This is a genomic window from Mesobacillus stamsii (assembly GCF_030814065.1).
Classification (GTDB): domain Bacteria; phylum Bacillota; class Bacilli; order Bacillales; family Cytobacillaceae; genus Mesobacillus; species Mesobacillus stamsii.
Genome location: NZ_JAUSUN010000009.1, coordinates 24,364 through 47,188 on the forward strand (window position 1 = coordinate 24,364; position 22,825 = coordinate 47,188).

General features: G+C 43.1%; 24 protein-coding genes, 2 pseudogenes and 1 riboswitch. Of the genes and pseudogenes, 22 read left to right on the forward strand and 4 right to left on the reverse strand.

The annotated features are described in order from the left end of the window. Positions 1 to 82 precede the first annotated feature (82 nt). Positions 83 to 170: riboswitch (glycine riboswitch) on the forward strand. 183 nt (positions 171 to 353) lie between these two features. The 3 genes from gcvT to gcvPB are packed head-to-tail and all read left to right on the forward strand — an operon-like array spanning position 354 to position 4,284. Then, positions 354 to 1,460: a glycine cleavage system aminomethyltransferase GcvT gene (gene gcvT, locus J2S25_RS09255; protein ID WP_307191759.1), complete on the forward strand. Its 1,107-nt coding sequence runs from the start codon at positions 354 to 356 to the stop codon at positions 1,458 to 1,460. Positions 1,461 to 1,481: 21 nt separating this feature from the next. Then, positions 1,482 to 2,828 (forward strand): aminomethyl-transferring glycine dehydrogenase subunit GcvPA, encoded by a 1,347-nt coding sequence (gene gcvPA / locus J2S25_RS09260; protein WP_307191760.1) that lies wholly within the window; start codon positions 1,482 to 1,484, stop codon positions 2,826 to 2,828. Next, complete coding sequence (gene gcvPB, locus J2S25_RS09265; protein WP_044395227.1) at positions 2,821 to 4,284, forward strand: aminomethyl-transferring glycine dehydrogenase subunit GcvPB; 1,464 nt, start codon at positions 2,821 to 2,823, stop codon at positions 4,282 to 4,284. Before gcvPA ends, gcvPB begins: the two co-directional genes overlap by 8 nt. Positions 4,285 to 4,410: 126 nt before the next feature. On the opposite strand, the gene J2S25_RS09270 is transcribed toward gcvPB, so the two are convergent. Then, positions 4,411 to 4,728, reverse strand: a complete 318-nt coding sequence (locus J2S25_RS09270; protein WP_084221868.1) for a rhodanese-like domain-containing protein — start codon at positions 4,726 to 4,728, stop codon at positions 4,411 to 4,413. A gap of 226 nt (positions 4,729 to 4,954) precedes the next feature. Between J2S25_RS09270 and J2S25_RS09275 the strand changes: the two genes are divergently transcribed. From J2S25_RS09275 to J2S25_RS09300, 6 genes and pseudogenes are all read left to right on the forward strand, one after another. Beyond that, positions 4,955 to 5,791 carry a lipoate--protein ligase family protein gene (locus J2S25_RS09275; protein ID WP_307191761.1) on the forward strand — a complete coding sequence of 279 codons (837 nt, stop codon included), beginning with the start codon at positions 4,955 to 4,957 and terminating at the stop codon, positions 5,789 to 5,791. A gap of 582 nt (positions 5,792 to 6,373) precedes the next feature. Further along, positions 6,374 to 7,813 (forward strand): annotated as a pseudogene (locus J2S25_RS09280) (vitamin B12-dependent ribonucleotide reductase); the annotation flags it as partial. Between the two features lie 191 nt (positions 7,814 to 8,004). Next, on the forward strand, positions 8,005 to 8,940 hold the full coding sequence (locus tag J2S25_RS09285; RefSeq protein WP_044393713.1) for a PDDEXK family nuclease: 936 nt from the start codon (positions 8,005 to 8,007) through the stop codon (positions 8,938 to 8,940). Between the two features lie 58 nt (positions 8,941 to 8,998). Continuing rightward, a pseudogene (locus J2S25_RS09290) lies at positions 8,999 to 10,117 on the forward strand (ribonucleotide reductase barrel domain-containing protein); the annotation flags it as partial. 153 nt (positions 10,118 to 10,270) lie between these two features. Then, positions 10,271 to 11,281 carry a DUF1646 family protein gene (locus tag J2S25_RS09295; protein WP_307191762.1) on the forward strand — a complete coding sequence of 337 codons (1,011 nt, stop codon included), beginning with the start codon at positions 10,271 to 10,273 and terminating at the stop codon, positions 11,279 to 11,281. A gap of 121 nt (positions 11,282 to 11,402) precedes the next feature. Continuing rightward, on the forward strand, positions 11,403 to 12,287 hold the full coding sequence (locus J2S25_RS09300) for a patatin-like phospholipase family protein (RefSeq protein ID WP_307191763.1): 885 nt from the start codon (positions 11,403 to 11,405) through the stop codon (positions 12,285 to 12,287). 28 nt (positions 12,288 to 12,315) lie between these two features. Here the strand turns inward: J2S25_RS09300 and J2S25_RS09305 are convergent, their stop codons facing one another. After that, the gene (locus tag J2S25_RS09305; protein ID WP_044393716.1) at positions 12,316 to 12,681 is read right to left on the reverse strand and encodes an SA1362 family protein; all 366 of its coding nucleotides are present in this window, start codon (positions 12,679 to 12,681) and stop codon (positions 12,316 to 12,318) included. 312 nt (positions 12,682 to 12,993) lie between these two features. Between J2S25_RS09305 and J2S25_RS09310 the strand changes: the two genes are divergently transcribed. The 4 genes from J2S25_RS09310 (at position 12,994) to efp (ending at position 15,681) form a co-directional block, all read left to right on the forward strand. Then, a complete protein-coding gene (locus tag J2S25_RS09310) occupies positions 12,994 to 13,509 on the forward strand; it encodes a YqhR family membrane protein (protein ID WP_044393718.1) in 516 nt (171 codons plus the stop codon). 78 nt (positions 13,510 to 13,587) lie between these two features. Further along, the gene (aroQ, locus tag J2S25_RS09315) at positions 13,588 to 14,037 is read left to right on the forward strand and encodes a type II 3-dehydroquinate dehydratase (protein ID WP_044393720.1); all 450 of its coding nucleotides are present in this window, start codon (positions 13,588 to 13,590) and stop codon (positions 14,035 to 14,037) included. A 3-nt stretch (positions 14,038 to 14,040) separates the two neighbouring features. Further along, positions 14,041 to 15,102 (forward strand): M24 family metallopeptidase, encoded by a 1,062-nt coding sequence (locus J2S25_RS09320; protein WP_044393721.1) that lies wholly within the window; start codon positions 14,041 to 14,043, stop codon positions 15,100 to 15,102. Positions 15,103 to 15,123: 21 nt separating this feature from the next. After that, the gene (efp, locus tag J2S25_RS09325; protein WP_044393722.1) at positions 15,124 to 15,681 is read left to right on the forward strand and encodes an elongation factor P; all 558 of its coding nucleotides are present in this window, start codon (positions 15,124 to 15,126) and stop codon (positions 15,679 to 15,681) included. A 223-nt stretch (positions 15,682 to 15,904) separates the two neighbouring features. On the opposite strand, the gene J2S25_RS09330 is transcribed toward efp, so the two are convergent. Together J2S25_RS09330 and J2S25_RS09335 are read right to left on the reverse strand one after the other, a co-directional pair. Continuing rightward, positions 15,905 to 16,570, reverse strand: a complete 666-nt coding sequence (locus J2S25_RS09330) for an SIMPL domain-containing protein (protein WP_307191764.1) — start codon at positions 16,568 to 16,570, stop codon at positions 15,905 to 15,907. A 94-nt stretch (positions 16,571 to 16,664) separates the two neighbouring features. Beyond that, on the reverse strand, positions 16,665 to 16,817 hold the full coding sequence (locus J2S25_RS09335) for a hypothetical protein (protein WP_157841624.1): 153 nt from the start codon (positions 16,815 to 16,817) through the stop codon (positions 16,665 to 16,667). 164 nt (positions 16,818 to 16,981) lie between these two features. Between J2S25_RS09335 and spoIIIAA the strand changes: the two genes are divergently transcribed. The 9 genes from spoIIIAA to accB all read left to right on the forward strand — a co-directional run bounded on the left by spoIIIAA (position 16,982) and on the right by accB (position 22,825). Then, positions 16,982 to 17,905 (forward strand): stage III sporulation protein AA, encoded by a 924-nt coding sequence (gene spoIIIAA, locus J2S25_RS09340; RefSeq protein ID WP_044393725.1) that lies wholly within the window; start codon positions 16,982 to 16,984, stop codon positions 17,903 to 17,905. Continuing rightward, positions 17,906 to 18,421, forward strand: coding sequence for a stage III sporulation protein SpoIIIAB (spoIIIAB, locus tag J2S25_RS09345; RefSeq protein ID WP_044393727.1), 516 nt, complete (start codon positions 17,906 to 17,908; stop codon positions 18,419 to 18,421). Positions 18,422 to 18,439: 18 nt separating this feature from the next. Then, complete coding sequence (spoIIIAC, locus tag J2S25_RS09350; protein WP_044393729.1) at positions 18,440 to 18,646, forward strand: stage III sporulation protein AC; 207 nt, start codon at positions 18,440 to 18,442, stop codon at positions 18,644 to 18,646. A 14-nt stretch (positions 18,647 to 18,660) separates the two neighbouring features. After that, positions 18,661 to 19,050, forward strand: a complete 390-nt coding sequence (gene spoIIIAD / locus J2S25_RS09355) for a stage III sporulation protein AD (RefSeq protein ID WP_128721531.1) — start codon at positions 18,661 to 18,663, stop codon at positions 19,048 to 19,050. A gap of 27 nt (positions 19,051 to 19,077) precedes the next feature. Next, entirely contained in the window at positions 19,078 to 20,277 is a 1,200-nt protein-coding gene (spoIIIAE, locus tag J2S25_RS09360) for a stage III sporulation protein AE (protein ID WP_307191765.1), read from the forward strand. 12 nt (positions 20,278 to 20,289) lie between these two features. Next, positions 20,290 to 20,919 carry a stage III sporulation protein AF gene (gene spoIIIAF, locus J2S25_RS09365; protein ID WP_044393734.1) on the forward strand — a complete coding sequence of 210 codons (630 nt, stop codon included), beginning with the start codon at positions 20,290 to 20,292 and terminating at the stop codon, positions 20,917 to 20,919. Then, positions 20,909 to 21,568 (forward strand): stage III sporulation protein AG, encoded by a 660-nt coding sequence (gene spoIIIAG, locus J2S25_RS09370; RefSeq protein WP_044393735.1) that lies wholly within the window; start codon positions 20,909 to 20,911, stop codon positions 21,566 to 21,568. The genes spoIIIAF and spoIIIAG overlap by 11 nt, the downstream gene beginning before the upstream one ends. A 3-nt stretch (positions 21,569 to 21,571) precedes the next feature. Next, positions 21,572 to 22,117 (forward strand): SpoIIIAH-like family protein, encoded by a 546-nt coding sequence (locus J2S25_RS09375; RefSeq protein WP_044393736.1) that lies wholly within the window; start codon positions 21,572 to 21,574, stop codon positions 22,115 to 22,117. 204 nt (positions 22,118 to 22,321) lie between these two features. Further along, positions 22,322 to 22,825 carry an acetyl-CoA carboxylase biotin carboxyl carrier protein gene (accB, locus tag J2S25_RS09380; protein ID WP_307191780.1) on the forward strand — a complete coding sequence of 168 codons (504 nt, stop codon included), beginning with the start codon at positions 22,322 to 22,324 and terminating at the stop codon, positions 22,823 to 22,825.

Below are 22,825 nucleotides of genomic sequence, written 5' to 3' on the forward strand. Positions count from 1 at the left end.
CATTTTATAGCCGGAAACATCAGTTTGCAGACATGGGTGATAACGTCTAGCGTGCCCAAATGTGAAAATAATATAAATGCGGATGACGACAAGAGGAGAGACTACCCCGGTAGCGCCGAAGGAGCAAGCAGAATTGTGAATCTCTCAGGCAAAAGAACTCTTGTTTGACGCATCTCTGGAGGGTGCTTCCATTCGTGTGAGCCACCAAAGAGGAAAACCTATACAGGTAAACTTTCAGGTGAAAGGACAGAGACCTTCTCGGATGAAGAGGGGGTGCTCTGTCCTTTTCTGCTTTTTGGATATAGAGGTGGATGCAAACTGATATTTTGGCTTGAGACAAAGGGGGATACATAATGTCGGAATTAAAACGAACACCACTTTTTGAAGTTTACCAGGAGTATGGCGGGAAGACAGTTGACTTTGGAGGCTGGGAGCTGCCTGTTCAGTTTTCAAGCATCAAGGAGGAACATGAGGCAGTAAGGACAAAAGCCGGTTTATTCGATGTTTCCCATATGGGCGAAATCGCAGTGGGCGGTCCCGATAGCTTGGATTTCTTACAAAAGTTGATGACAAATGATGTTTCAAAGCTTAAAAACGGGGGAGCACAGTACACGGCGATGTGTTATGAGAACGGCGGCACAGTGGATGATTTGCTTGTTTATAAAATCGAAGCGGATGATTACCTGCTTGTAGTGAATGCTTCCAATATTGAAAAGGATTTCGATTGGATGCAGAAACAACTTGAAGGCAATGTGGAAATGGAAAACTTGTCCGATCGCATGGCACAGCTAGCTATACAGGGACCAAAGGCGGAAGAAATCCTCCAAAAGCTGTCCGGAGAATTCGACCTCGGCACAATAGGTTTTTTTAAGTTCAAGCAAGAAGTCGATCTGAACGGTAAGAAAGCGCTTGTATCTCGAACAGGGTATACTGGAGAAGATGGATTTGAAATTTATTGCGATTCTAAAGACGCAGTCAGACTCTGGAAAGAAATTCTTGAGGCAGGCAAAGAAGAAGGCATTCTTCCTTGTGGCCTTGGTGCTAGGGATACACTCCGTTTCGAAGCAAATCTTCCTTTGTATGGCCAAGAATTGTCACCGGTAATTAGCCCGCTTGAAGCAGGGATTGGCTTTGCGGTCAAGCTGAATAAAGAAGCTGATTTCATCGGAAAAGAGGTACTCAAGCAGCAAAAAGAAAAAGGTCTGACTAAAAAGCTTATCGGGATCGAAATGATCGACCGAGGCATTCCTCGCCATGGCTATCCAGTTTACAAAGGGGAAGTCAGGGTTGGGGAGGTAACCACTGGAACGCAATCCCCAACGCTCAAGAAAAACATCGGACTTGCACTGCTTGACACTAGAGAAACGGAGCTTGGGAATGAAGTAGAAGTTGAAATCCGCGGAAAACGCTTGAAAGCTGCTGTTTCAGCTACACCATTTTATAAAAGAGCCAAAAAGTAAATGCCAGAGAGGGGAAAAGTTATGAAGCATCGCTATTTACCGCTGACGGAAAGTGACAAAAACGCAATGTTGGAAAGCATCGGTGTATCATCAATTGATGAACTGTTCAGCGATATACCTGAAAAGGTCCGTTTCACTGGAGAATATAACATTAAGAAAGCCAAGCCGGAAACAGCTCTTATGAAGGAGCTTGCTCAGATGGCAGCCAAAAATGCTGATTTAAAAAGGAATACTTCCTTCATTGGTGCAGGGGTATATGATCATTATATTCCGGTCATTGTTGACCATGTTCTGTCACGTTCGGAATTTTACACTGCGTACACACCCTATCAGCCAGAAATCTCGCAAGGTGAACTTCAGGCCATCTTTGAATTTCAGACGATGATCTCCGAACTGACTGGCATGGAGGTAGCGAACTCTTCCATGTATGATGGTGGAACTGCTCTGGCAGAAGCGGCCATGCTTAGTGCAGGCCATACAAGAAGGAAGAAAATATTGATTTCAAGCGCTGTTCATCCGGAGTATAAGGATGTCGTCAAAACCTATGCAAAAGGTCAGTATATTGATGTAGTCGAAGTGCCTTATAAAGATGGTGTAACAGACATAGATGCTTTGAAAGGGATGACAAGCGAAGATGTGGCTGCTGTTATCGTCCAGTATCCGAACTTCTTTGGCGGTCTGGAATCGATGAAGGAAATCGAAGCAATTGTCCATGAGAATAAATCACTTTTCGTAGTATCAAGCAATCCGCTTGCGCTTGGGACATTGACGCCTCCAGGGAAATTTGGCGCAGATATTGTGACAGGAGACGCACAGCCATTCGGAATTCCGACTGCATTCGGCGGCCCTCACTGTGGATACTTTGCAGTAACTGGAAAGTTAATGAGAAAAGTTCCCGGAAGACTCGTCGGCCAAACGAAGGATGATCAGGGACGAAGAGGCTTCGTTTTGACGCTGCAGGCGAGGGAACAGCATATTCGCCGGGATAAAGCGACGTCCAATATCTGTTCGAACCAGGCATTAAATGCCCTTGCCGCCTCTGTGGCAATGACAGCACTCGGCAAAAAGGGTGTACGGGAAATGGCTGTCAGCAATATCCAAAAAGCGCATTATGCTAAACAAAAGTTTAAGGAAAATGGTTTTGAAATCGCATTTGAAGGTCATTCTTTTAATGAATTTGTTGTTAAACTAAATAAGCCAGTAAAAGAAGTGAACCAGAAGCTTCTCGAAAAAGACATCATTGGCGGCTATGATCTCGGCCGTGATTTTTCCGGACTTGAGAATCATATGTTGATTGCAGTGACGGAATTAAGAACGAAAGAAGAAATCGATACTTTTGTTAAGGAAATGGGGGATATCAATGCATAAGGAAGATCAGCCACTCATTTTTGAATTAAGCACACCAGGCCGTGTCGGCTATAGCCTTCCGGAAATGGATGTTCCAGAAGCAGATTTAACAGACCTTTTGCCTGAAGGATTTCTTCGGGAAGACGATCCGGAACTTCCTGAGGCTTCCGAGCTTGATATCATGCGCCACTACACAGCATTATCCAAACGCAATCATGGAGTGGATTCCGGATTTTATCCGCTTGGATCATGCACGATGAAATACAATCCGAAAATGAATGAAAATGTCGCTCGCTTTGATGGTTTTGCACACTTGCATCCATTGCAGGATGAAAGTTCTGTTCAAGGTGCGCTTGAATTGATGTACGACCTGCAGGAACACTTGATTGAAATCACTGGTATGGATGAAGTTACCTTGCAGCCGGCCGCTGGTGCGCATGGGGAATGGACGGGATTGATGATGATTCGGGCCTACCATGAAGCGAATGGAGACCAAAGTCGGACGAAGGTCATTATTCCTGACTCCGCTCACGGAACAAATCCTGCATCTGCGACCGTCGCTGGTTTTGAAACGATCACAGTTAAATCCGATAAAAATGGTCTTGTTGATCTGGAAGACCTAAAGAAGGTTGTCGGGGAAGATACTGCAGCATTAATGCTTACAAATCCGAACACGCTTGGATTATTTGAAGAAAATATTTTGGAGATGGCCGAAATAGTCCACGGCGCAGGTGGAAAGCTTTACTATGATGGAGCCAACTTGAATGCTGTAATGTCCAAGGCACGGCCTGGTGATATGGGCTTTGATGTTGTCCACTTGAACCTTCACAAAACATTCACAGGACCACACGGCGGCGGCGGACCAGGTTCTGGCCCAGTTGGCGTAAAAGCAGACTTGATCCCCTTCCTGCCAAAGCCAATCGTCACAAAGCAGGATGGCGTTTATAAGTTCGACTACGATCGCCCGCAGTCTATCGGAAGGGTAAAACCGTTCTACGGAAACTTTGGCATCAATGTCCGTGCCTATACTTATATCCGCACAATGGGACCGGATGGCTTGAAGGCTGTAACAGAGTACGCGGTACTCAATGCCAACTATATGATGAGAAAGCTTGCTGACTATTATGATCTGCCGTTTAACAGGCATTGCAAGCATGAGTTCGTCCTAAGCGGCAAGCGTCAAAAAAAGCTAGGCGTGCGCACGCTGGATATCGCCAAACGCCTGCTTGACTTCGGCTATCATCCGCCAACCATCTACTTCCCATTGAATGTAGAAGAAGCGATCATGATTGAGCCGACAGAAACAGAATCCAAGGAAACGCTTGATGCCTTCATCGATGCGATGATCCAAATCGCGCGTGAAGCAGAAGAGAACCCGGAAATCGTTCAAGAAGCACCGCACTCCACGGTAGTAGGCCGCCTGGATGAAACAACAGCTGCAAGGAAGCCGATCCTCCGCTATCAGAAAGCGGAATAGTTTTTTGAAATCATGTCGATATACTCTGCATGATTTCCAGAAAGGCTTTCGTCAGCGTTGAAGGAAATAGCAAAAAAGCTAACCCCCCAGCTTCTGCTGGGGGGTGATTTTTATGGAAAGAGCAGATTACGCTTTAATTTTGCCGCCCCATTTTTTGAAGCCGCCTTCTAGATGGGATAAATCTTTACAGCCATTTTTGTGAAGCAGCTGTGCAGCACGGCCGCTGCGGGATCCGCTCTGGCAATAAAGATAGACTGGCTTGTCCGGTCTGATTTCTTTCAAACGTGCCTTTAGCTGGGTAAGCGGAATGTTTCTAGCACCTAGTATATGGCCGTTTGCGAATTCATTCGGTTCACGGACATCAATGAGCTGCGCTTTACGATACCCTGCTTTGAATTCTTCCTCTGACAAAGTCTTTAGGATTTTCTTTTGGCGGAAATACATAAACACATAGTACAGAATCACCGCAACTGTCAGAACGATTAACAAAATAAGTGTATACAAAACATATTTCTCCTTTCAAGCTATGCTGAGCCATCTTTAATTATATAAGCCTTCCTGGATAAGCGCAAAGATATTTACCAAAATTCTTTCAAACAAGCTGCTTTTCTTTTGAAAATTTATTTGTTAGACTAAAAAAATCTTGATCAAATGAAAATGGGGTAATGCAATGGAAAAAGCAGTATGGAGATTTATTGATTCAGGTGACAATTCACCGTCATTTAATATGGCGTTAGATGAGGCATTACTCGAGTGGCATGGTGCAGGAAAGATCCCACCTGTTGTCCGCTTTTATGGTTGGAATCCTGCGACCCTTTCAATTGGCTATTTTCAGAGGATTGAGCGCGAGATTGATATGGATGCTGTACAGCAGCTTGGCCTCGGGTTTGTGCGCAGGCCGACTGGTGGCAGGGGAGTCCTGCATGAACACGAACTCACTTATAGCGTCATTGTGACAGAAGATTATCCTGACATGCCAAAAACTGTCACAGAAGCATATCGCGTCATTTCAGAAGGGATTTTGCAGGGATTTCAGAAACTAGGACTGGAAGCTTATTTCGCTGTGCCAAAAACATCTGCCGAAAAGGAAGCACTAAAGAACCCGCGATCCGCAGTTTGTTTTGATGCACCAAGCTGGTACGAACTGGTGGTTGAGGGACGGAAGGTTGCCGGAAGTGCTCAGACCCGTCAGAAAGGGGTAATCCTACAGCATGGTTCCATATTGCTGGATTTAGATGAAGATAAACTTTTCAGCTTGTTCAAGTATCCGAATGACAAAGTCAAAGAAAGAATGCAGCGTGCTTTCAAGTCCAAGGCGGTAGCCATCAATCAAATCAGCAGCCGGAAGATTGAACTAGAGGAAGCAAAGAAAGCCTTCAAGGAAGGTTTCGAGGCTGGACTGAGGATAAAATTGGAACCTTACACCTTAAGTGAAGAAGAATTGGATTATGTAAATGCACTTGCAAAAAATAAATACGAATCTGAGGACTGGAATTTTAAAAGATAAAAAATTTATAAAGCGGATCAACCGCTTTTTTTGCTGTTTAGGAAATTACAAAATTATTTAGTTGTGGATAACTAATTGTGGTTTTCTTAATCCAGCTCCAGCGCCTAGCCCCTTGAGTCGCTTCGGTCCGCCCAATGAAGTCAAAGAACGACTTCACCGGTCGGCCCTCCAGGGCACAGGACGTGCTAGACCCGCCAGCCACAGGACGTGGCGTTTTAGGCGGGCAGCGCTTGTCGGGGCTGTTCGAGGCGCTTGCGCTTTTTGTTATCCAGTATTTTCTAGAGGTTGGGAAAAATGAAAAAAGTGCAACCCTCGAAATTTGTTGTTTTTGATCGTTTAAGGGAAAAATTCGATCTTTATCTCTTTTTCTCTCTGTTTTTTAATAATTTTCATGTTTGACAAAATAAAGTTCTTTTGGCCTTAACACCATATATAGTATTGTCGAAAATAAAAAATACACTATATATTGATTTTTGGTGTTTCGATATGATAACGTTAGGGTAATTCAAATAAGCAGCTAGAGTTTCTTTCTGCTAGTTTCACTGTAAAGAATAGTTTTAAAATCTTGAAGGAGTTGTAGAAATGTCTATTACTATTGGCGAAAAAAGGACTTTGAATGTGGAGAGTTTGAACGAGGATATTAAGTTGTTTCCTCCGGTTCACCCCATTACACCTGATATGAAACTCACCCACAAAGGGGTCTCTCGGCTTGTGATGCTAGACCGCTATACTTTTAAAGACACAGAAAAAATCACCTTGTCAAATGGAGATTTTGTTGTCCTCACCATTAAGGAGGATCCGAAATTCCCGGCACGCGGACTTGGATTCATACAAGCTATTGATTGGGAAAACAAGACAGCGACTGTGCTTGTAGAAGAAGAGTTTCGCGGAGTGCTTGATGATCCCGATGAATCCACTACGGGGATTATCAAACGTTCACTGGACGTGATGGAAAAGCCGCTCGAACTGTTTTACGAGCAGATCGCAAAACGAAATGCCACAGGACTTGCAGCAGTTGAAAAAACAGAACAAAAGCGCAAGGAATGGTTCGAAAAGTTTTATCAAGAGCTAGTATCCATGAATTTCATCCCGGCAGGACGAGTCCTTTATGGAGCAGGAGCTGGCACAGATGTTACCTACTTCAACTGCTATGTCATGCCTTTCGTTAAGGATTCCCGTGAAGGTATCTCCGAGCACCGCAAGCAGGTCATGGAAATCATGAGCCGCGGCGGCGGGGTAGGGACGAACGGTTCTACATTAAGACCGCGCAACACTCTAGCCAGAGGCGTAAACGGAAAATCATCCGGATCGGTTTCATGGCTTGATGACATCGCCAAGCTCACGCATCTAGTCGAGCAGGGCGGGTCAAGACGCGGTGCTCAGATGATCATGTTAGCGGACTGGCATCCTGACATTGTAGAGTTCATCATTTCAAAAATGCAAAACCCTAAAATCCTTCGTTTCCTGATTGAAAACACAAACGACGAGTCAATCAAGAAAACGGCAAAAGAAAAATTGAAATTCACGCCGCTAACCATTCAGGAAGAAGCAATGTACCAGGGGATCGTCAACTATAAGAGCATTCCAGGCTACGGTGGTTTCAGCGCAGATATCATTAGATCAGCAGAAGAAAAACTCGCAACAGGCGGAACTTATACAGTCCATAACTCAGAATTCTTAACGGGTGCAAATATCTCAGTCACATTGACAAAAGATTTCATGGATGCAGTCGAAAATAATGCTGAATATGAACTTCGCTTCCCGGACGTTGAAAGCTATGATGCTGAAACAATGAAAGTTTATAACGAAGAGTGGCATAAAATTGGGGACGTACGTGAGTGGGAAAAGCTCGGCTATAAAGTACGCACCTACAGAAAGATCAAAGCGAAAGAACTCTGGAACCTGGTCAATATCTGTGCGACATACTCAGCAGAACCCGGCATTTTTTTCATCGACAATGCCAACGACATGACGAACGCACAGGCATATGGACAGAAGGTTGTAGCGACAAACCCGTGTGGTAGAGCAGCTTAGTTTGCCTCACGTTAAAAATTGCGGAATAAAGCGGGAACCCTGAGATGGGAATCCGAACCGAAGGCCTTGAGTAAAAACAAGGACAGGGGCAACGCATAGATGGTGAACCTGCGAAAGCAGAATATAATCCATCCACGAGGCCGCAACATTACAACACTAAAAATAATGGAGAGGTTTTTATGAATAGAGGCTATGCAGGTTTCTATAAAGGATTCTATTTAAGAAGTTCATATGAGTATGCATACGCCATATATCTTGACTATCATAAGGTGAATTGGACTTATGAGGCTAAAACCTTTGATATAGGATATAAGATTTATAAACCTGATTTTTTCATTTTCGATCAAAACGGCTCTTTGTCAAAGATTGTTGAAATAAAATCTCGGAACAAAGAAGCTAAAGAAGGCGCTAGAATGGCTTTAGAAAAAATTAAAACTCTACATGGAATAGATAATGAATTGATTTCTTATGAAGAACTTTTAAACTTTTATGAATACCTACCTTTCACTTTAAACTCTGTTATAACGAAATGGATTAAATCAAAAGATACTACTATCAACAAATCGTTATCAGGGTCATTGAATGGGCACTTTAATATAAAACATTCTCCAGCTACTAAGAGGAAAATCGGGGAGCATACAAGGCAATTATGGAATTCTAATAGTGGAGCAAAACAAAGAATGTTAGACGGGTTAAAAAAATCAGGTCTTTCACAAAAAGGCAAGATCAAAACTCCGAGGGAAAAAAGAAGATGCTTGATTTGCAACTCCGAGTTTATAACCCTTGTAAGTTCCCCTAAGAAGTTTTGCAATAGAGTTTGTGCTGGAAAAAGTGCAATTCAAAATGCAACTAAAGTATATGTTAACAAGAGAAAGGTTCTTCATGGAGAAATAAAGCAATTCATTATCGAATGGTCAGTTGCCAATTCAAGTTTAGTTTTAAGTACTCCCTTAAATAAAGTCAGTACTACAATTAGTAGTATGCTTGACCAAATTGAAAATTCATTTGGAGTTAAAGATTTAAGGGTAATTTCTAAAGCTGTTTTTGGAGAAGATCGAGGAAGAAAAGATCTCCTATTATTTATGAAAAGTGTGTGTAATGAAAAGATATGCTGAACTAACGGGAAACGAACCGTTAGAACTAAGGGATAAAAAGCCTTTAGGATAACAATTGGAACAGCCTCTCGCACCAAACTCTGTCTGCAACCTCGCTGCTGTCAACCTTGCAGAAATGGCGGACAAAGAAACAAAAACAGTTAACTTTGAAAAATTGAAGCATACGGTAGAAGTTGGTGTACGTATGCAGGACAATGTCATTGATGCAACTCCTTACTTCCTGGAAGATAATAAGAGACAAGCACTAGGCGAACGTCGTGTTGGTCTTGGTGTGATGGGCATGCACGATCTCCTGATTTATTGCGAAACAGAATACGGTTCAGAAGAAGGAAACAAGCTTGTTGATAAGGTATTTGAAACCATTGCTACTTCTGCCTACAGAGCATCAGTAGAATTGGGCAAGGAAAAAGGCAGCTTCCCATTCCTTCAAGGTGGAACAGAAGAAGAGACAAACAGACTTCGCAAGGCATTCACAAATACTGGTTTCATGAAGAAAATGCCTGAAGACATCCGCGAGTCGATTCTTGAAAACGGAATTCGTAACTCACACTTGCTGACTGTTGCTCCAACGGGATCTACTGGTACAATGGTTGGCGTTTCAACTGGCCTTGAGCCATACTTCAGCTTCTCATACTTCAGAAGCGGCCGTCTAGGTAAGTTTATCGAGGTGAAGGCAGATATCGTCCAGGAATACTTGGATCGCAATCCGGAGGCAGATCCTGAGAACCTGCCGAACTGGTTCGTATCTGCGATGGAATTGGCGCCGGAAGCCCATGCTGATGTGCAATGTATCATCCAGCGCTGGATTGACAGCTCGATCAGCAAAACGGTCAACGCACCGAAGGGTTACAGCGTTGATCAGGTGGAAAAAGTATATGAGCGCCTATATAAAGGCGGAGCGAAAGGCGGAACCGTTTATGTGGACGGCTCCCGCGATTCTCAAGTATTGACGCTGAAAGCAGAAGAGAACTCAATGGACGATGAAGGGGAAAAGCAAGAAAAACAAAAGCAGCACGTTGTCCTTGTCGACACGATCAATGAATTACGTTCTACAAACGTGACGATTGGCTCTGAGATCGGCAACACTTGCCCAGTCTGCCGCAAGGGTGAGGTAAAAGAAATCGGCGGCTGCAATACTTGTACAAACTGTAACGCGCAATTAAAGTGTGGTTTATAAGTTACACTCAATAGAATAGCCACGGCCCAGGCCGTGGCTATTTCTTCTTCGTTCATTCTTATCGCCTTTCCATGTACCCAAAATTCTATGTTCTAAATTTTAGGATTGTTCCTATATATAGTAAAAGAAATAGAAAAAAGGACAGGAGAAACGATGATCGGGTTAATGATTATTTTGCTGCTGGTGTTATTTTTGCCTTTTTCCGTTAAAACAATTGAACACAATTTGGAGATTTTTTTGTTCACTATGGGCCTCGCGGCAGCAACGATTAGTGGTACGATGGATCGCCAGCTAATTGAAAAAGCGGTGACTGATCCTATTAATATCACGCTTGCGGTGTTAGCAGCTGGATTGCTGGCAAAGTGGTTTAAGGCGGAATTGGAAAAATCAATCCTCTGGAGCAGCAGATTCCTGTCTCCTAGGTTATTTTTCGGGTTGACAGTTGTTTTTCTTGGACTGGCATCTAGTATGATAACTGCCATCATAGCAGCGCTTATCCTTGTTATGATGATAAAGGTCCTTCCGCTTGACCGTAGATCGGAAGTTCGTTTTACCATCTTGGCATGCTTCTCGATTGGAATTGGTGCTGCCCTAACTCCGATGGGGGAGCCATTGGCAACGATCACCATCAGCAGACTGGACAAGGACTTCTTTTATTTATGGAGGTTAATCGGAAAAGAAGTACTTCCAGCTATCATTATTTATGGCGTGATGTCGATGATCCTTGTAAGACCCATTGTGGGAAAAAAAGCTTTAAAGTCTGCCTCCCTTCCTGAGTCGTACGAGGAAATTGCTGTTCGGTCTTTTAAAATCTATCTCTTTGTAATGGGACTTACATTCCTTGGACATGGTTTTGAGCCGCTGATCAAAGCATATGTTATCGGTCTATCTCCAAGGCTGTTGTATTGGATAAACATGATATCCGCGATCTTAGATAATGCTACCCTTGCTGCAGCAGAAATCAGTCCTGCAATGGAATCTGGAACAATTAAGGCGGTTTTGCTTGGACTGGTCATCAGTGGAGGCATGCTGGTCCCGGGTAATATCCCGAATATTATCGCTGCCGGAAAACTAAATATAACCAGCAAGGAATGGGCGGCATTTGGGGTTCCGGTCGGATTGGTCACAATGTTCCTTTACTATATTGTCCTGTTTAGTCGCTGACTGCTAGATTGTCCAGGAAACAATGGATGAAATCAAAATTTTTTACTTGTACGCTGTACTATTTTTCAAAGGAAACGCTTAAAGATGTATAGATGAGTTTACATCGACGGGAGTGACTCCTATGTACATTGATGGCGTTTTTTCCGGTGGAGGAATCAAAGGATTGGCGCTGGTTGGTGCCTGTGCCGCAATTGAGGAACAGGGGTTCCGGTTTAAAAGAGTCGCTGGAACCAGTGCTGGTTCCATAATTGCCGGCTTGCTTGCTGCCGGCTACACAAGTGCTGAGATGGCCGACATTCTGGATGGAATTGATTTAAAAAAACTCCTCGATCCAAGGAAAACGTTCTTTCCATCTGCCTTAACCAAGTGGCTCTTTGTATACTGGCGGCTCGGACTCTATAAAGGAGACGAGTTAGAATGCTGGATCGAAGAAGTCCTGGCTGCCCGAGGGCTTCGTACATTTGGCGATCTTGCTCCTGGTTGCTTACGGATTATTGCGTCAGATCTCACAAACGGAAGAATCTTGGTCTTGCCAGATGATTTGCCAAAGTATGGCATTGATCCATTGACTTTCCCTGTCGCAAAGGCGATCAGAATGAGCAGCAGTCTCCCGTTCTTTTTCGAACCGGTTAAGTTGCGGGATCGGGTTGGTACGAATATCGTGGTGGATGGCGGAGTGCTGAGCAATTTCCCAATGTGGTTATTCGACCAGGATAAAATGTTGAAAATGCGTCCGGTACTTGGAGTCAAACTAAGCCAAAACCTGATTCAGCAGCCTAAGAAAAACATTAAAAATGCGCTGCAATTGTTCGATGCGTTATTTGATACGATGAAGGATGCCCATGACTCCAGATACATTTCTCGAAAGCACGAAAAGAATATTATTTTCATTCCGATGGAGGAAAGTTTGACTACTGAATTTCAACTAACGGATGAGAAAAAACAAGAGTTGATCAAGCTGGGAAAAAACAGCGCGGAGAAATTTTTCAAATCATGGCATTACTGATCTCTTATAACCCGAAAAAAATCGAGCTTTAAAAGGAAGCCCGATTTTTTTTTTTGCTTTTTTTCCCGTCTATGACTGTTAAGTGCGGAGCATCCTTCTTTTTCCGTGCTGATGCTAGGGATTTTATCTTTGACCGCTTAGCAGATGCATTTGCATCTTTTGCCTGGAACCGTTTTTTGGAACGCTTTGCTGCCTTTTGGAAAGCACGTTTTTGTTCTCTTCCAGCACTTGATCCAGACATACGAGTCACCAGGAAATAGATTGCGGCCCCAATCAAGGCAATTGTTGCGATTGTTACGAGAATACTGACAGGATCGGTAAACAGCTTAACAGCGAAACCAAAGATTGCAAGGACAATCAGTCCTAAAAATAGATACTTGAAATTTCGACTCATCGAAGAAAGCCACCTCCCTACTAGCATCATGAGCAATTTTTCCAGCTTTTAAACTTACCAACGATTACTTTATACAAGTTCTTCAAAATTATACGCTTCTCCTGCCCTTTTTCCTTTTTAAAAGCAATTTAAACGAGAGAATGCCATTTTCATGGCTTATATGAATAGAAAAGCTTCGTTCCATTGCTGTTACTTTCATTTTACTAAATATCTGCAAAAACCTCTATATGGAGTGCAAGCATCTATAACATTTTTTCCAGAGATGCAATGGTTTTGCCGAACAGGGACATACTAACATCGGAGGTGCAACAAATGGCAGAAAATCATGAAAACTTAGAACAGAATCAAAGGGAAAAACCGATGTCCTTCCTTGCAATGAGCATCGTGACAGGATTGTTCGGCGGCATTTTTTGGAGTCTGCTCGCTTATTTGGCCTATCTATTTCATTTTACCGAAATCCGACCAAACGTAATATTGGAGCCCTGGGCTTTAGGAGACTGGAAGCAGCAGTGGCTTGGCACAGTTATATCCATCGTAGCGATTGGTATTTTTTCAGCAGGCGCAGCGATGATTTATTATGTAACCATGAGGAAGCTGAATTCCATCTGGGCTGGGGCAGCTTACGGGATTGCACTGTTTTTCCTTGTATTTTATGTGCTCAATCCGCTGTTTCCGGGCATCAAACCATTTTGGGATCTCTCAAAGGACACCTTGGTCACTTCGCTTTGTTTTTACGTACTGTATGGTGTTTTTGTTGGCTATTCGATCTCCTACGAGGAAAATGAGAATCGCAACGAGGAGAAAAATCGTCAGGAGATCACCTCTTGAGCGAGTTAGAGTAGTTCTCGCAAATAGTTATGGTAGAATGTTCATAGTGAACATTCTTTTTTACGGGAGTTTGAAAATGTGATGAAAATACTTATGCTCAATGGTCCAAACTTGAATCGTCTTGGGAAAAGAGAACCGGGAATATATGGTGTCAGTACATTGAAGAACCTGGAAGAACGGATGATTAACCTTGGAAAGGAAAGGAAGATGGAGGTAGTCTGTTTTCAATCCAATCACGAAGGGGAACTAATTGACAAACTTCATGAGGCTGAGGACACTGAAATAGACGGAGTAATCTTCAATCCAGGGGCATTTACGCACTATAGCTATGCCATCAGAGACGCAATAGCAGGAATTACCTGTCCGGTGATCGAAGTACATATCTCAAATGTTTACCAGCGGGAAGAATTCAGGCACAAATCGGTCGTTGCACCTGTTGCAAAGGGGCAGATTGCCGGTTTGGGGATTCTTGGCTATGAACTAGCACTTGAAGCTTTTAAAAGAGAAGCAGGAAAAGAGGAGGAATAGGTTATGGAAAAAATACAAAAATTGCGGGAAAGTTTCCAACGGCTTGGGGTGGATGGAATGCTCGTGACTAGCGAATATAATCGCAGGTATATGACAGGGTTCACTGGCTCGGCCGGGATGGTGTTAATCAGTGCTGACAAGGCGCTGTTCATCACCGATTTCAGGTATACAGAGCAGGCTGCCAAGCAATGTGTTGGATATGAAGTTGTGTTGCAAAAAGGGTTGATTCAGGATGAGGTTGCCGAGCAGGCTAAAAAACTGGGAATTAACAAGTTAGGTTTTGAAGAAAATCATGTTACCTATTCAGCGTTCAAAACATTCGATCAGACCATAGAAGCAGAATTAGTTCCTGTGGCGGATGAAATTGAAAAGTTACGCTTGATAAAGAATGATTCAGAGATTAAGATATTAAAGGAAGCAGCAGCCATCGCGGATGCTGCATTTACACATATACTTGAGTTTATCCGTCCTGGAAGAACAGAGCTAGAGGTATCGAATGAGCTTGAATTCTTCATGAGAAAGCAAGGGGCAACCTCATCATCATTCGATATTATTGTGGCATCTGGCTATCGCTCAGCCCTTCCGCACGGAGTAGCAAGTGACAAGGTGATTGAAACAGGAGACTTCGTAACCCTGGATTATGGGGCATATTATAATGGGTATGTATCGGATATCACTCGTACAGTAGCGGTTGGAAATGCTTCTGATAAGCTGAAGGAAATCTATGATATTGTGCTTGAAGCCCAGCTTCGTGGTATGGCGGGGATCAAACCTGGCATGACGGGCAAGGAAGCGGATGCTTTGACAAGGAACTTGATTACCGAAAAGGGATATGGCGAGTATTTTGGCCATTCTACGGGTCATGGAATCGGTCTTGAAGTACATGAAGGCCCTGGCCTCTCATTCCGCTCAGACACTATACTGGAACCAGGTATGGTGGTGACGGTCGAGCCAGGAATTTATATTGCCGGCCTTGGCGGGGTTAGGATTGAGGACGATACGGTGATTACCCTTGACCATAATGAGTCACTGACACATTCTACGAAAGAGCTCATTATATTATAAGACACATTAGGAGGACAAATAATGATTTCAGTAAACGATTTCCGTACCGGATTAACAATCGAAGTGGACAATGGTATTTGGCGTGTACTTGATTTTCAACACGTAAAACCAGGAAAAGGCGCTGCGTTTGTACGCTCCAAGCTTCGAAACCTTCGTACAGGAGCAATCCAGGAAAAAACTTTCCGCGCTGGTGAAAAAGTAGCGAAAGCCCAAATTGAGAATCGCAAAATGCAATACCTTTATGCTAGCGGAGATCAACATGTATTCATGGACAATGAGTCCTATGAGCAAATTGAACTTCCAGGCGCTTCGATTGAATATGAGCTGAAGTTCCTAAGAGAAAACATGGAAGTATACATCATGCAATTTGGACATGAAACACTCGGTGTCGAATTGCCGAATACGGTTGAATTGGAAGTAACAGAAACAGAACCAGGTATCAAAGGAGATACTGCTTCTGGCGGCACAAAGCCTGCAACACTGGAAACTGGTCTAACTGTACAGGTTCCGTTCTTTGTTAACCAAGGTGATAGACTCATCATTAATACAACAGACGCTTCCTATGTATCACGTGCATAAATCATTGAAAAAAACCTGCTGAGAAGCAGGTTTTTTTTATAATATCAGAAATTATATGTTGACCCTTTTTCATGCTCTGTTTGGTTTAAATAAACAGAAAAGCTCTGAAAATATTCTTTCGAAGACTTGTAGCGTAGGGTCAGTAAACTCATCCGGTGTACGGATATCCAGGACCTGAACTTCTCCACCAAAAATCAATTCTGGTTTGCTTCTTCGCATCTTTTCACCCAATATACGTTCCTGTCACAGTTGCTTTGAATTTCAGCTTGCCTGGTTCTAGGGGCGTTTCTTTTGCACTGCTTGTGTCCATTGAAGCAACCAAGAATGGGCTGGGAGATCCTATTTGGGTTTCTTCGGTAATGGAGAGATTGGAAATGGAAGTTTGAAACCCCAGCGTCTGTGCGATTGTTTGTGCTTTGTTATATGAATCGATGACTGCCAATGAAAGCGCCTTGTTATATAATGCTTTGGGCTCTGCGACTGAGAATTGGATGTTCATTACCTCATTCGCCCCATTAGCCACAGCCATATCAATGACCAATCCCGCCTGGGCAAGATTTTTGATGGTGACAGTATACAAATGTGTGACACGATATCCCTGAAATAACTGCTTGCCTTCCTCGTAGGTATAGATGGGGTCGATCCGGAAATCGGCTGTTTTGAAATCATCTTTTGCGATCCCTAGTTTTTGTAATGATCTTAACATCGAAATAGACTTTTCCGCATTCTCTGTCTGGGCGGCTTGAAGGTTAAGATTTTCTGTCCGAACTCCTATTGTAGCTGTTGCCATGTTAGGTGCAGAGTAAATAATCCCCTCCCCGCTGACGGTGATTTTTCTTTTGTTTCCAGCGTTGTTCGTATGGTAGGCGTCATATCCTCCAGTAACCATCCAGCATCCCTCCACATTTATCGTCTCTTACCAATATTTATGTAAGGAAAGAATAATAAATAACGAGGAGGGATCATATTGGTGGGAAAATCAATTACTCTCCGGCACCTGGTGCTTTGTCCGTATTTTGATTGTTATTATACTTTGGGTCAGTCGATGGCGATTTACTCGGACTCCTTCCTCCTCCAAGATAAGTAGCGCGGTCTGCTCTTTGAACCTTCTGGAACTTCTGATGATCTTCATTCATATGGAACAACTCCTTTCCCTACTAGTTTTTTCATTGACAGCAAAATTTATTTGCTTTTTTCGGGTTAGAAAAATGGTGGTAGATCGGTCTCGATGGAATGTGCAGGTCATAAAGTGGTCAAGCAGGCATACATATTAAGTAAGCGAAAATCAGGAGGATCAATGATGAATGATATCTTATCTTTTTTGCCGAAAAGGATTGCTGAACGGCTGAATGAAGTCCCTCCTAATGACATAGATGGAATCGAAGAGATTCGGATTCGGATCAACAGACCACTTGAAATAACGGTGAGAGGGAAACCAAACTTCCTTCCGTATATTGTTCATCCAGAGGATGCTGTCCAGCTGTTGAATAAGCTCGGACATTTTTCCATGTATACCCTGGAGGAAGAATTAAAGCGTGGTTACATTACTGTTGCTGGTGGCCATCGAGTCGGGCTTGCCGGAAAGGTGATTCTGGAAAATGGCTCTGTAAAAGCAATCAGGGACATTTCTTCTTTCAATTTTAGAATCGCAAGGGAGAAAATCGGGATTGCAGATCCGTTGTTGCCATATTTGTACCAAAACAGCTGGAAACATACGATGATCGTCGGTCCCCCGCAAACTGGCAAAACAACCTTGCTAAGGGACATAGCTAGGATCATTTCAAGCGGTATTCCAGAAAAAAAGGTTCCGCCATTAAAAGCGGGCATTGTCGATGAAAGATCCGAAATCGCCGGATGTGTAAAGGGAGTTCCGCAGCTAACGTTTGGACCAAGGGTGGATATCCTAGACTCGTGTCCGAAAGCAGAAGGAATGATGATGATGATCCGTTCCATGAGTCCAGATGTCCTCGTCGTCGATGAAATTGGCCGGAAAGAGGATGCCGAGGCGATTCTGGAAGCTGTAAACGCAGGAATCAAGCTGATTATGACCACTCATGGGGAATCGCTGCTGGATATCCAAAAAAGACCAACCTTGAAACCAATTCTAGACATGGGTATTTTTGACCGGTTTGTCGTACTTGGAAGAATTACTGGCCCTGGAACAATCATTTCAATTTGTGATGGGAGCGGGAAAGAAATCCGTCAAAAAGTGAGAGTGACATAAATGATAAAAATAATGGGCGCGATATTGATCATCCTGTCAACGACCTGGACAGGTTTTGAAGCTTCACGGCATCTTAGCGAACGGCCCAGGCAACTTCGGTTGTTGAAATCAGCATTGCAGTCGCTGGAAGCGGAAATCATGTATGGACACACACCTCTCCATGAAGCCTCGAGGAAGTTGTCTGAGCAAATGACGAAGCCGCTTTCCTGGTTTTTTAAAACATTTTCCAAAAAGCTGACTGAAACGGAGACCACAGTCCATATCGCATGGGAAGAGAGCTTAAGAGAAGTTTGGAACCTGACGGCCTTCAAACAAGGAGAATTTGAAATTATGAAGCAATTTGGAGAAACGCTAGGTAGGCATGACAGGCATTCTCAGCAAAAACAAATTCTCCTGACGATTTCCCATCTTGAAAGAGAAGAAGCAGATGCTAGCGAGAAGCAGATGAAATACGAAAAAATGGTGAAGAGCATCGGCTTTTTATCGGGCTTATTATTAATCATCTTACTGATGTAGCGTTTAGGAGGGGAAAAGATGGGTCTTGATGTGGATATCATTTTTAGAATAGCAGGCGTAGGCATAGTGGTAGCATTTTTGCATACAATTCTCGAACAAGTAGGGAAGAAGGAATATGCCCAGTGGGTCACGTTGTTTGGATTCATCTATATCCTTTTTATGGTTGCATCCATTGTGGATGATCTTTTTCAAAAACTTAAATCGGTCTTCCTATTTCAGGGGTAAGGGAGGTCTCTGCGATTGAAATTTTTCAAATAACAGGTGTAGCGTTGATTGCGACATTTCTGGCACTGATTGTCAAAGAACAAAAGCCGAACTTTGCCTTTTTGCTGATTGTGTTCACAGGAGCAGCTATCTTTCTTTTCTTGGTTGATCAAATCTATCAGATCATTGCCATGATCCAGAAACTGGCTGCCAATGCTAGAGTGAATGTTGTGTACGTGGAAACGATCTTGAAGATTATCGGGATCGCCTATATTGCCGAATTTGCGGCCCAAATCACGAAGGATGCAGGACAGGGTGCAATCGCCTCAAAAATTGAACTTGGCGGCAAAATCCTCATTTTGGCGATGGCCATTCCCATTCTTACGGTAATGATTGAAACGATCATTCGTTTGATTCCAGGCTGACTACCTGCTCGAAAGAGGTGAAAGAAGTTGAAGCAGCGTCTCCAGTTCCTCTTTGCAATTCTATTGTGCCAGTTATTTTTTTTTCTCCCAGATGTACAAGCTGTTGGGGAGGAACAAAAAACAACCCCAGTGATCAATCCGGACACAATCGCAAGAACCCAGCTTGAAGAATTGAATATCGATGAGCTTAAGCAGTTTTGGGAAGATATTACGACTAAATATGATGGGTATTTGCCAGAAAGTCAGAAAGGAAGCCTCTATGATTTTATAAACGGGGAAAAGAAGTTCTCCTTAAATGGTTGGTTTAAAGGTATTATGAATTTTGCCTTTCACGAGTTCATTGTTAACGGGAAATTGCTGGGATCGTTGATTCTGTTAACTATTTTCAGCATGTTTCTTCAGGCTTTGCAAAACTCCTTCGAAAAAAGCACCGTCAGCAAGGTAGCCTATTCCATTGTGTTCATGGTTCTGATCATCATTGCGCTCAACAGCTTTCATGTAGTCGTTGAATACACGAATGACACCATCGGGACAATGATCCAGTTCATCCTTGCTCTAATCCCGCTGTTATTGGCATTGATGGCCACATCAGGGGGGCTGGTTTCAGCAGCTTTTTTTCATCCGATCATTCTGTTTATGATGAACACAAGCGGGATGTTCATTCAATATGTCGTCCTGCCCTTATTATTCTTATCTACACTTCTGAGCATTGTCAGCATCCTGTCTGAACATTATAAAGTCACCCAATTAGCAAGCATGCTCCGTAACTGGAGCATCGGCTTGCTAGGAATCCTTTTAACCGTATTCCTTGGCGTCATTTCCGTTCAGGGTGCCTCAGCTGCGATAACGGATGGAGTGACTGTCAAGACAGCAAAATTTATAACTGGGAATTTTGTTCCTGTCATTGGGCGGATTTTTACCGATGCAACCGATACGGTGATCAGTGCTTCTATGCTTTTAAAAAATACAGTTGGAATAGCAGGAGTTGCTATTCTGCTGATGATCGCTGCCTTTCCAGCTGTGAAAATCCTCATGGTTGCCTTTATCTATAAATTTGCGGCAGCCATTCTCCAGCCGCTGGGTGGCGGCCCGGTCATCACCTGTCTTGATACTATCAGTAAAAGCATCATCTATGTTTTTGCTGCATTAGGCATTGTTTCCTTGATGTTTTTTCTAACGATAACCGTTATTATTGCCGCCGGGAACTTAACGATGATGGTGAGGTAGGGGGGGAGAGAGTTGGATTTTATAAAAGAATGGGTCACCAATATTATCGTCTTCATTCTTCTAGCGACTGTACTTGATATGCTTCTGCCTAATTCAAGCTTCCATAAATATACAAAAATTGTAACTGGGCTAATTTTGATTGCCATCATTCTTTCTCCAGTTATGAAACTATTCAATACTGATATGGAAACAGTAATTGCAAATGTTGGCGAGCTCAACGGCCAGGAGGTTGATGAGATAAAAAGTTCAATAGAATTTCAAAAAAAAGAAATACAAGCCTCTCAGCATGCATATATTTTAGAAACAATGGCTGTCCAAATGAAAACAGCCGCAGAGGAGGAGTTGATGGAACAGCAAGGAATGGAGATTGCTCATATCGAGCTTGAAGTAAATGAACAGGATCAGCGGCCTTTCCCAGAAAACCTAAAGCATGTCATCGTTCAGTTGAGGAAAGCAGGGGATAAGGGAGTGGCTGTGGCAGTAGTAAGAGAAGTAAAAATTGATACGAATGCACCTCTTCCATCAAAGCAATCCGCACAGAAACTAGCTGAACTATCTTCTCTTCTGTCAGAAAAATGGAATGTTCCTGAAAAGTCTATTCAAATAATGATAGAAGGAGGGAGTGAAGCGCATGGACAGTGAGAAAGGTCCGTTGAGCTGGCTGAAGAAACAGCTGAGCAGCAAGAATGGACCGCCGGCCAAGAAATCCGGCAAATACCAATACTTCTTAATTGTTGTCTTGTTTGGGGTAGCGATCATGCTAATCAGCAATCTAATCGGCGATCCGAAACCCGATATGGCTGTTACTGCCACGAAGGAAGCGAAGACAGAAGAGGATATAGCGGTATTCGGTCAGAAAAATTCAGCTGAGAACGATATCATTTCCAAATATGAACAAGCATATGAAGCCCAGTTGATCGAGATTTTGGAAGGCATCAATGGCGTAGGGGATGTCTCCGTTTTGGTGAACGTAGATGCTACTGAAAAGAAGATTTTAGAGAAAAATACCGTCATCCAATCACAGACGACCGATGAAACGGACCCTGAAGGCGGCAAGCGCAAAGTCCTGGATGCATCACAAGATGAGCAGCTAGTCATCATCAAAAATGGGGAGAAAGAGGTGCCAATCGTTCTCGAGACAAAGAAACCTGAAATCAGAGGGGTGCTCGTCGTAGCGAATGGTGCGGAAAATATACAAGTGAAAAAATGGATCATTGAGGCAGTCACAAGGGCATTGGATGTTCCAAATCACCGTGTGTCTGTCATGCCTAAAAAATCTAAGGGGGAATAATAGATGTTGTTGAAAAAGCAAACAGTCTGGTTGCTGACGATGTTGAGTCTAGTGGTTGTCTTATCAGTGTATTATGTCACTGCACCAGAACAGCAGAAGTCTGATCTTGCAGCGGTTGATGAGAAGCAAGCCGAACAAAAGGAAACAATGACGACTGAAACGAAAGATGGCACGACTGTGATTTCCGAAGTTGCGAACGATGAGAAGTTTGAAGCGCTGCGCATGAACCTGGAAGAACAGCGGACTAGACAAAAAGAAGAGCTGCAAACCGTAGCAGCAACGACTGACTTGCCAGCAGAAAAGAGAAGTGAAGCAATCGATAAGATGAATCAGCTTGATGAGATTTCGCAAAAAGAACAGATTCTTGAAACACTGATTACATCAATGGGCTATGACGATGCACTAGTGCGTGCGGATGGTGAAAATGTCAGAATCACAGTAAAAGCCAAAGAACCTTCAGCATCTGCAGCCAATGAAATCATCCAGATGGTTCGCACAGAATTAGGTTCTTTCCAACCGGTAGCGGTCCAGTTTGATCCAGCAAATTAAAATACATGAGAAAGGGAAGGCAAATGCCTTCCCCTTATTTTTGTAGTTTTTCGCTAAAATACCTGCTGTTCACATTTTTTTCAGAAAACAGTAAAATGGAGAAAGATGACCAGAAATAGTGTTAAATATTGAATTTCCTCATGGTAATATCGTATAGTGTTAGTATCTAGTCTTAATTATTATAAGGACAAGGGGTGCCGAATGGTGTTAAAAATACAAGAAATCAGAGAGTTAATTAAATTAGTAGACCAATCAAGCATTGACGAGTTTTCATACGAATACGAAGGATCAAAAATTAAAATGAAGAAGCATGGAGTCGAAAAGTCAGTGGTCGAATCTGTGCAGACAGATGTACCGGTCCAAACTCCGTCCCTGCCTGCAATGCCAGGAGGACAGAACTCTGAGCCAAAAATGGACGCAGCTGCAATGAAAGAATCGAAGCAAGAGGAAGATAAGGATACTGCAAATTTACATAAGATCGTTTCCCCCATGGTCGGGACATTCTATGCATCTTCCTCACCGGAAGCAGAAGCATATGTGAAAGCGGGAACCAAAGTGAGCAAGGATTCGATTGTTTGTATTGTCGAAGCAATGAAGCTTTTCAATGAGATCGAAGCAGAAGTGAATGGAGAAATCGTCGAAATTCTTGTTAAAGATGGACAGCTTGTAGAATACGGCCAGCCTTTATTTCTGGTTAAGCCCGAATAA

What these genes read in the sequence shown, in the direction of transcription:
- spoIIIAA (WP_044393725.1), top strand. Translation starts at nt 16,982, where the DNA reads ATGAATGATATCTTATCTTTTTTGCCGAAAAGGATTGCTGAACGGCTG.
- J2S25_RS09305 (WP_044393716.1), bottom strand. Translation starts at nt 12,681, where the DNA reads ATGAGTCGAAATTTCAAGTATCTATTTTTAGGACTGATTGTCCTTGCA.
- J2S25_RS09275 (WP_307191761.1), top strand. Translation starts at nt 4,955, where the DNA reads ATGGAAAAAGCAGTATGGAGATTTATTGATTCAGGTGACAATTCACCG.
- J2S25_RS09330 (WP_307191764.1), bottom strand. Translation starts at nt 16,570, where the DNA reads ATGGTTACTGGAGGATATGACGCCTACCATACGAACAACGCTGGAAAC.
- J2S25_RS09375 (WP_044393736.1), top strand. Translation starts at nt 21,572, where the DNA reads ATGTTGTTGAAAAAGCAAACAGTCTGGTTGCTGACGATGTTGAGTCTA.
- J2S25_RS09310 (WP_044393718.1), top strand. Translation starts at nt 12,994, where the DNA reads ATGGCAGAAAATCATGAAAACTTAGAACAGAATCAAAGGGAAAAACCG.
- efp (WP_044393722.1), top strand. Translation starts at nt 15,124, where the DNA reads ATGATTTCAGTAAACGATTTCCGTACCGGATTAACAATCGAAGTGGAC.
- J2S25_RS09285 (WP_044393713.1), top strand. Translation starts at nt 8,005, where the DNA reads ATGAATAGAGGCTATGCAGGTTTCTATAAAGGATTCTATTTAAGAAGT.
- J2S25_RS09270 (WP_084221868.1), bottom strand. Translation starts at nt 4,728, where the DNA reads ATGTATTTCCGCCAAAAGAAAATCCTAAAGACTTTGTCAGAGGAAGAA.
- J2S25_RS09335 (WP_157841624.1), bottom strand. Translation starts at nt 16,817, where the DNA reads ATGAATGAAGATCATCAGAAGTTCCAGAAGGTTCAAAGAGCAGACCGC.
- J2S25_RS09320 (WP_044393721.1), top strand. Translation starts at nt 14,041, where the DNA reads ATGGAAAAAATACAAAAATTGCGGGAAAGTTTCCAACGGCTTGGGGTG.
- gcvPB (WP_044395227.1), top strand. Translation starts at nt 2,821, where the DNA reads ATGCATAAGGAAGATCAGCCACTCATTTTTGAATTAAGCACACCAGGC.
- gcvT (WP_307191759.1), top strand. Translation starts at nt 354, where the DNA reads ATGTCGGAATTAAAACGAACACCACTTTTTGAAGTTTACCAGGAGTAT.
- gcvPA (WP_307191760.1), top strand. Translation starts at nt 1,482, where the DNA reads ATGAAGCATCGCTATTTACCGCTGACGGAAAGTGACAAAAACGCAATG.
- spoIIIAB (WP_044393727.1), top strand. Translation starts at nt 17,906, where the DNA reads ATGATAAAAATAATGGGCGCGATATTGATCATCCTGTCAACGACCTGG.
- J2S25_RS09300 (WP_307191763.1), top strand. Translation starts at nt 11,403, where the DNA reads ATGTACATTGATGGCGTTTTTTCCGGTGGAGGAATCAAAGGATTGGCG.
- spoIIIAG (WP_044393735.1), top strand. Translation starts at nt 20,909, where the DNA reads ATGGACAGTGAGAAAGGTCCGTTGAGCTGGCTGAAGAAACAGCTGAGC.
- spoIIIAC (WP_044393729.1), top strand. Translation starts at nt 18,440, where the DNA reads ATGGGTCTTGATGTGGATATCATTTTTAGAATAGCAGGCGTAGGCATA.
- J2S25_RS09295 (WP_307191762.1), top strand. Translation starts at nt 10,271, where the DNA reads ATGATCGGGTTAATGATTATTTTGCTGCTGGTGTTATTTTTGCCTTTT.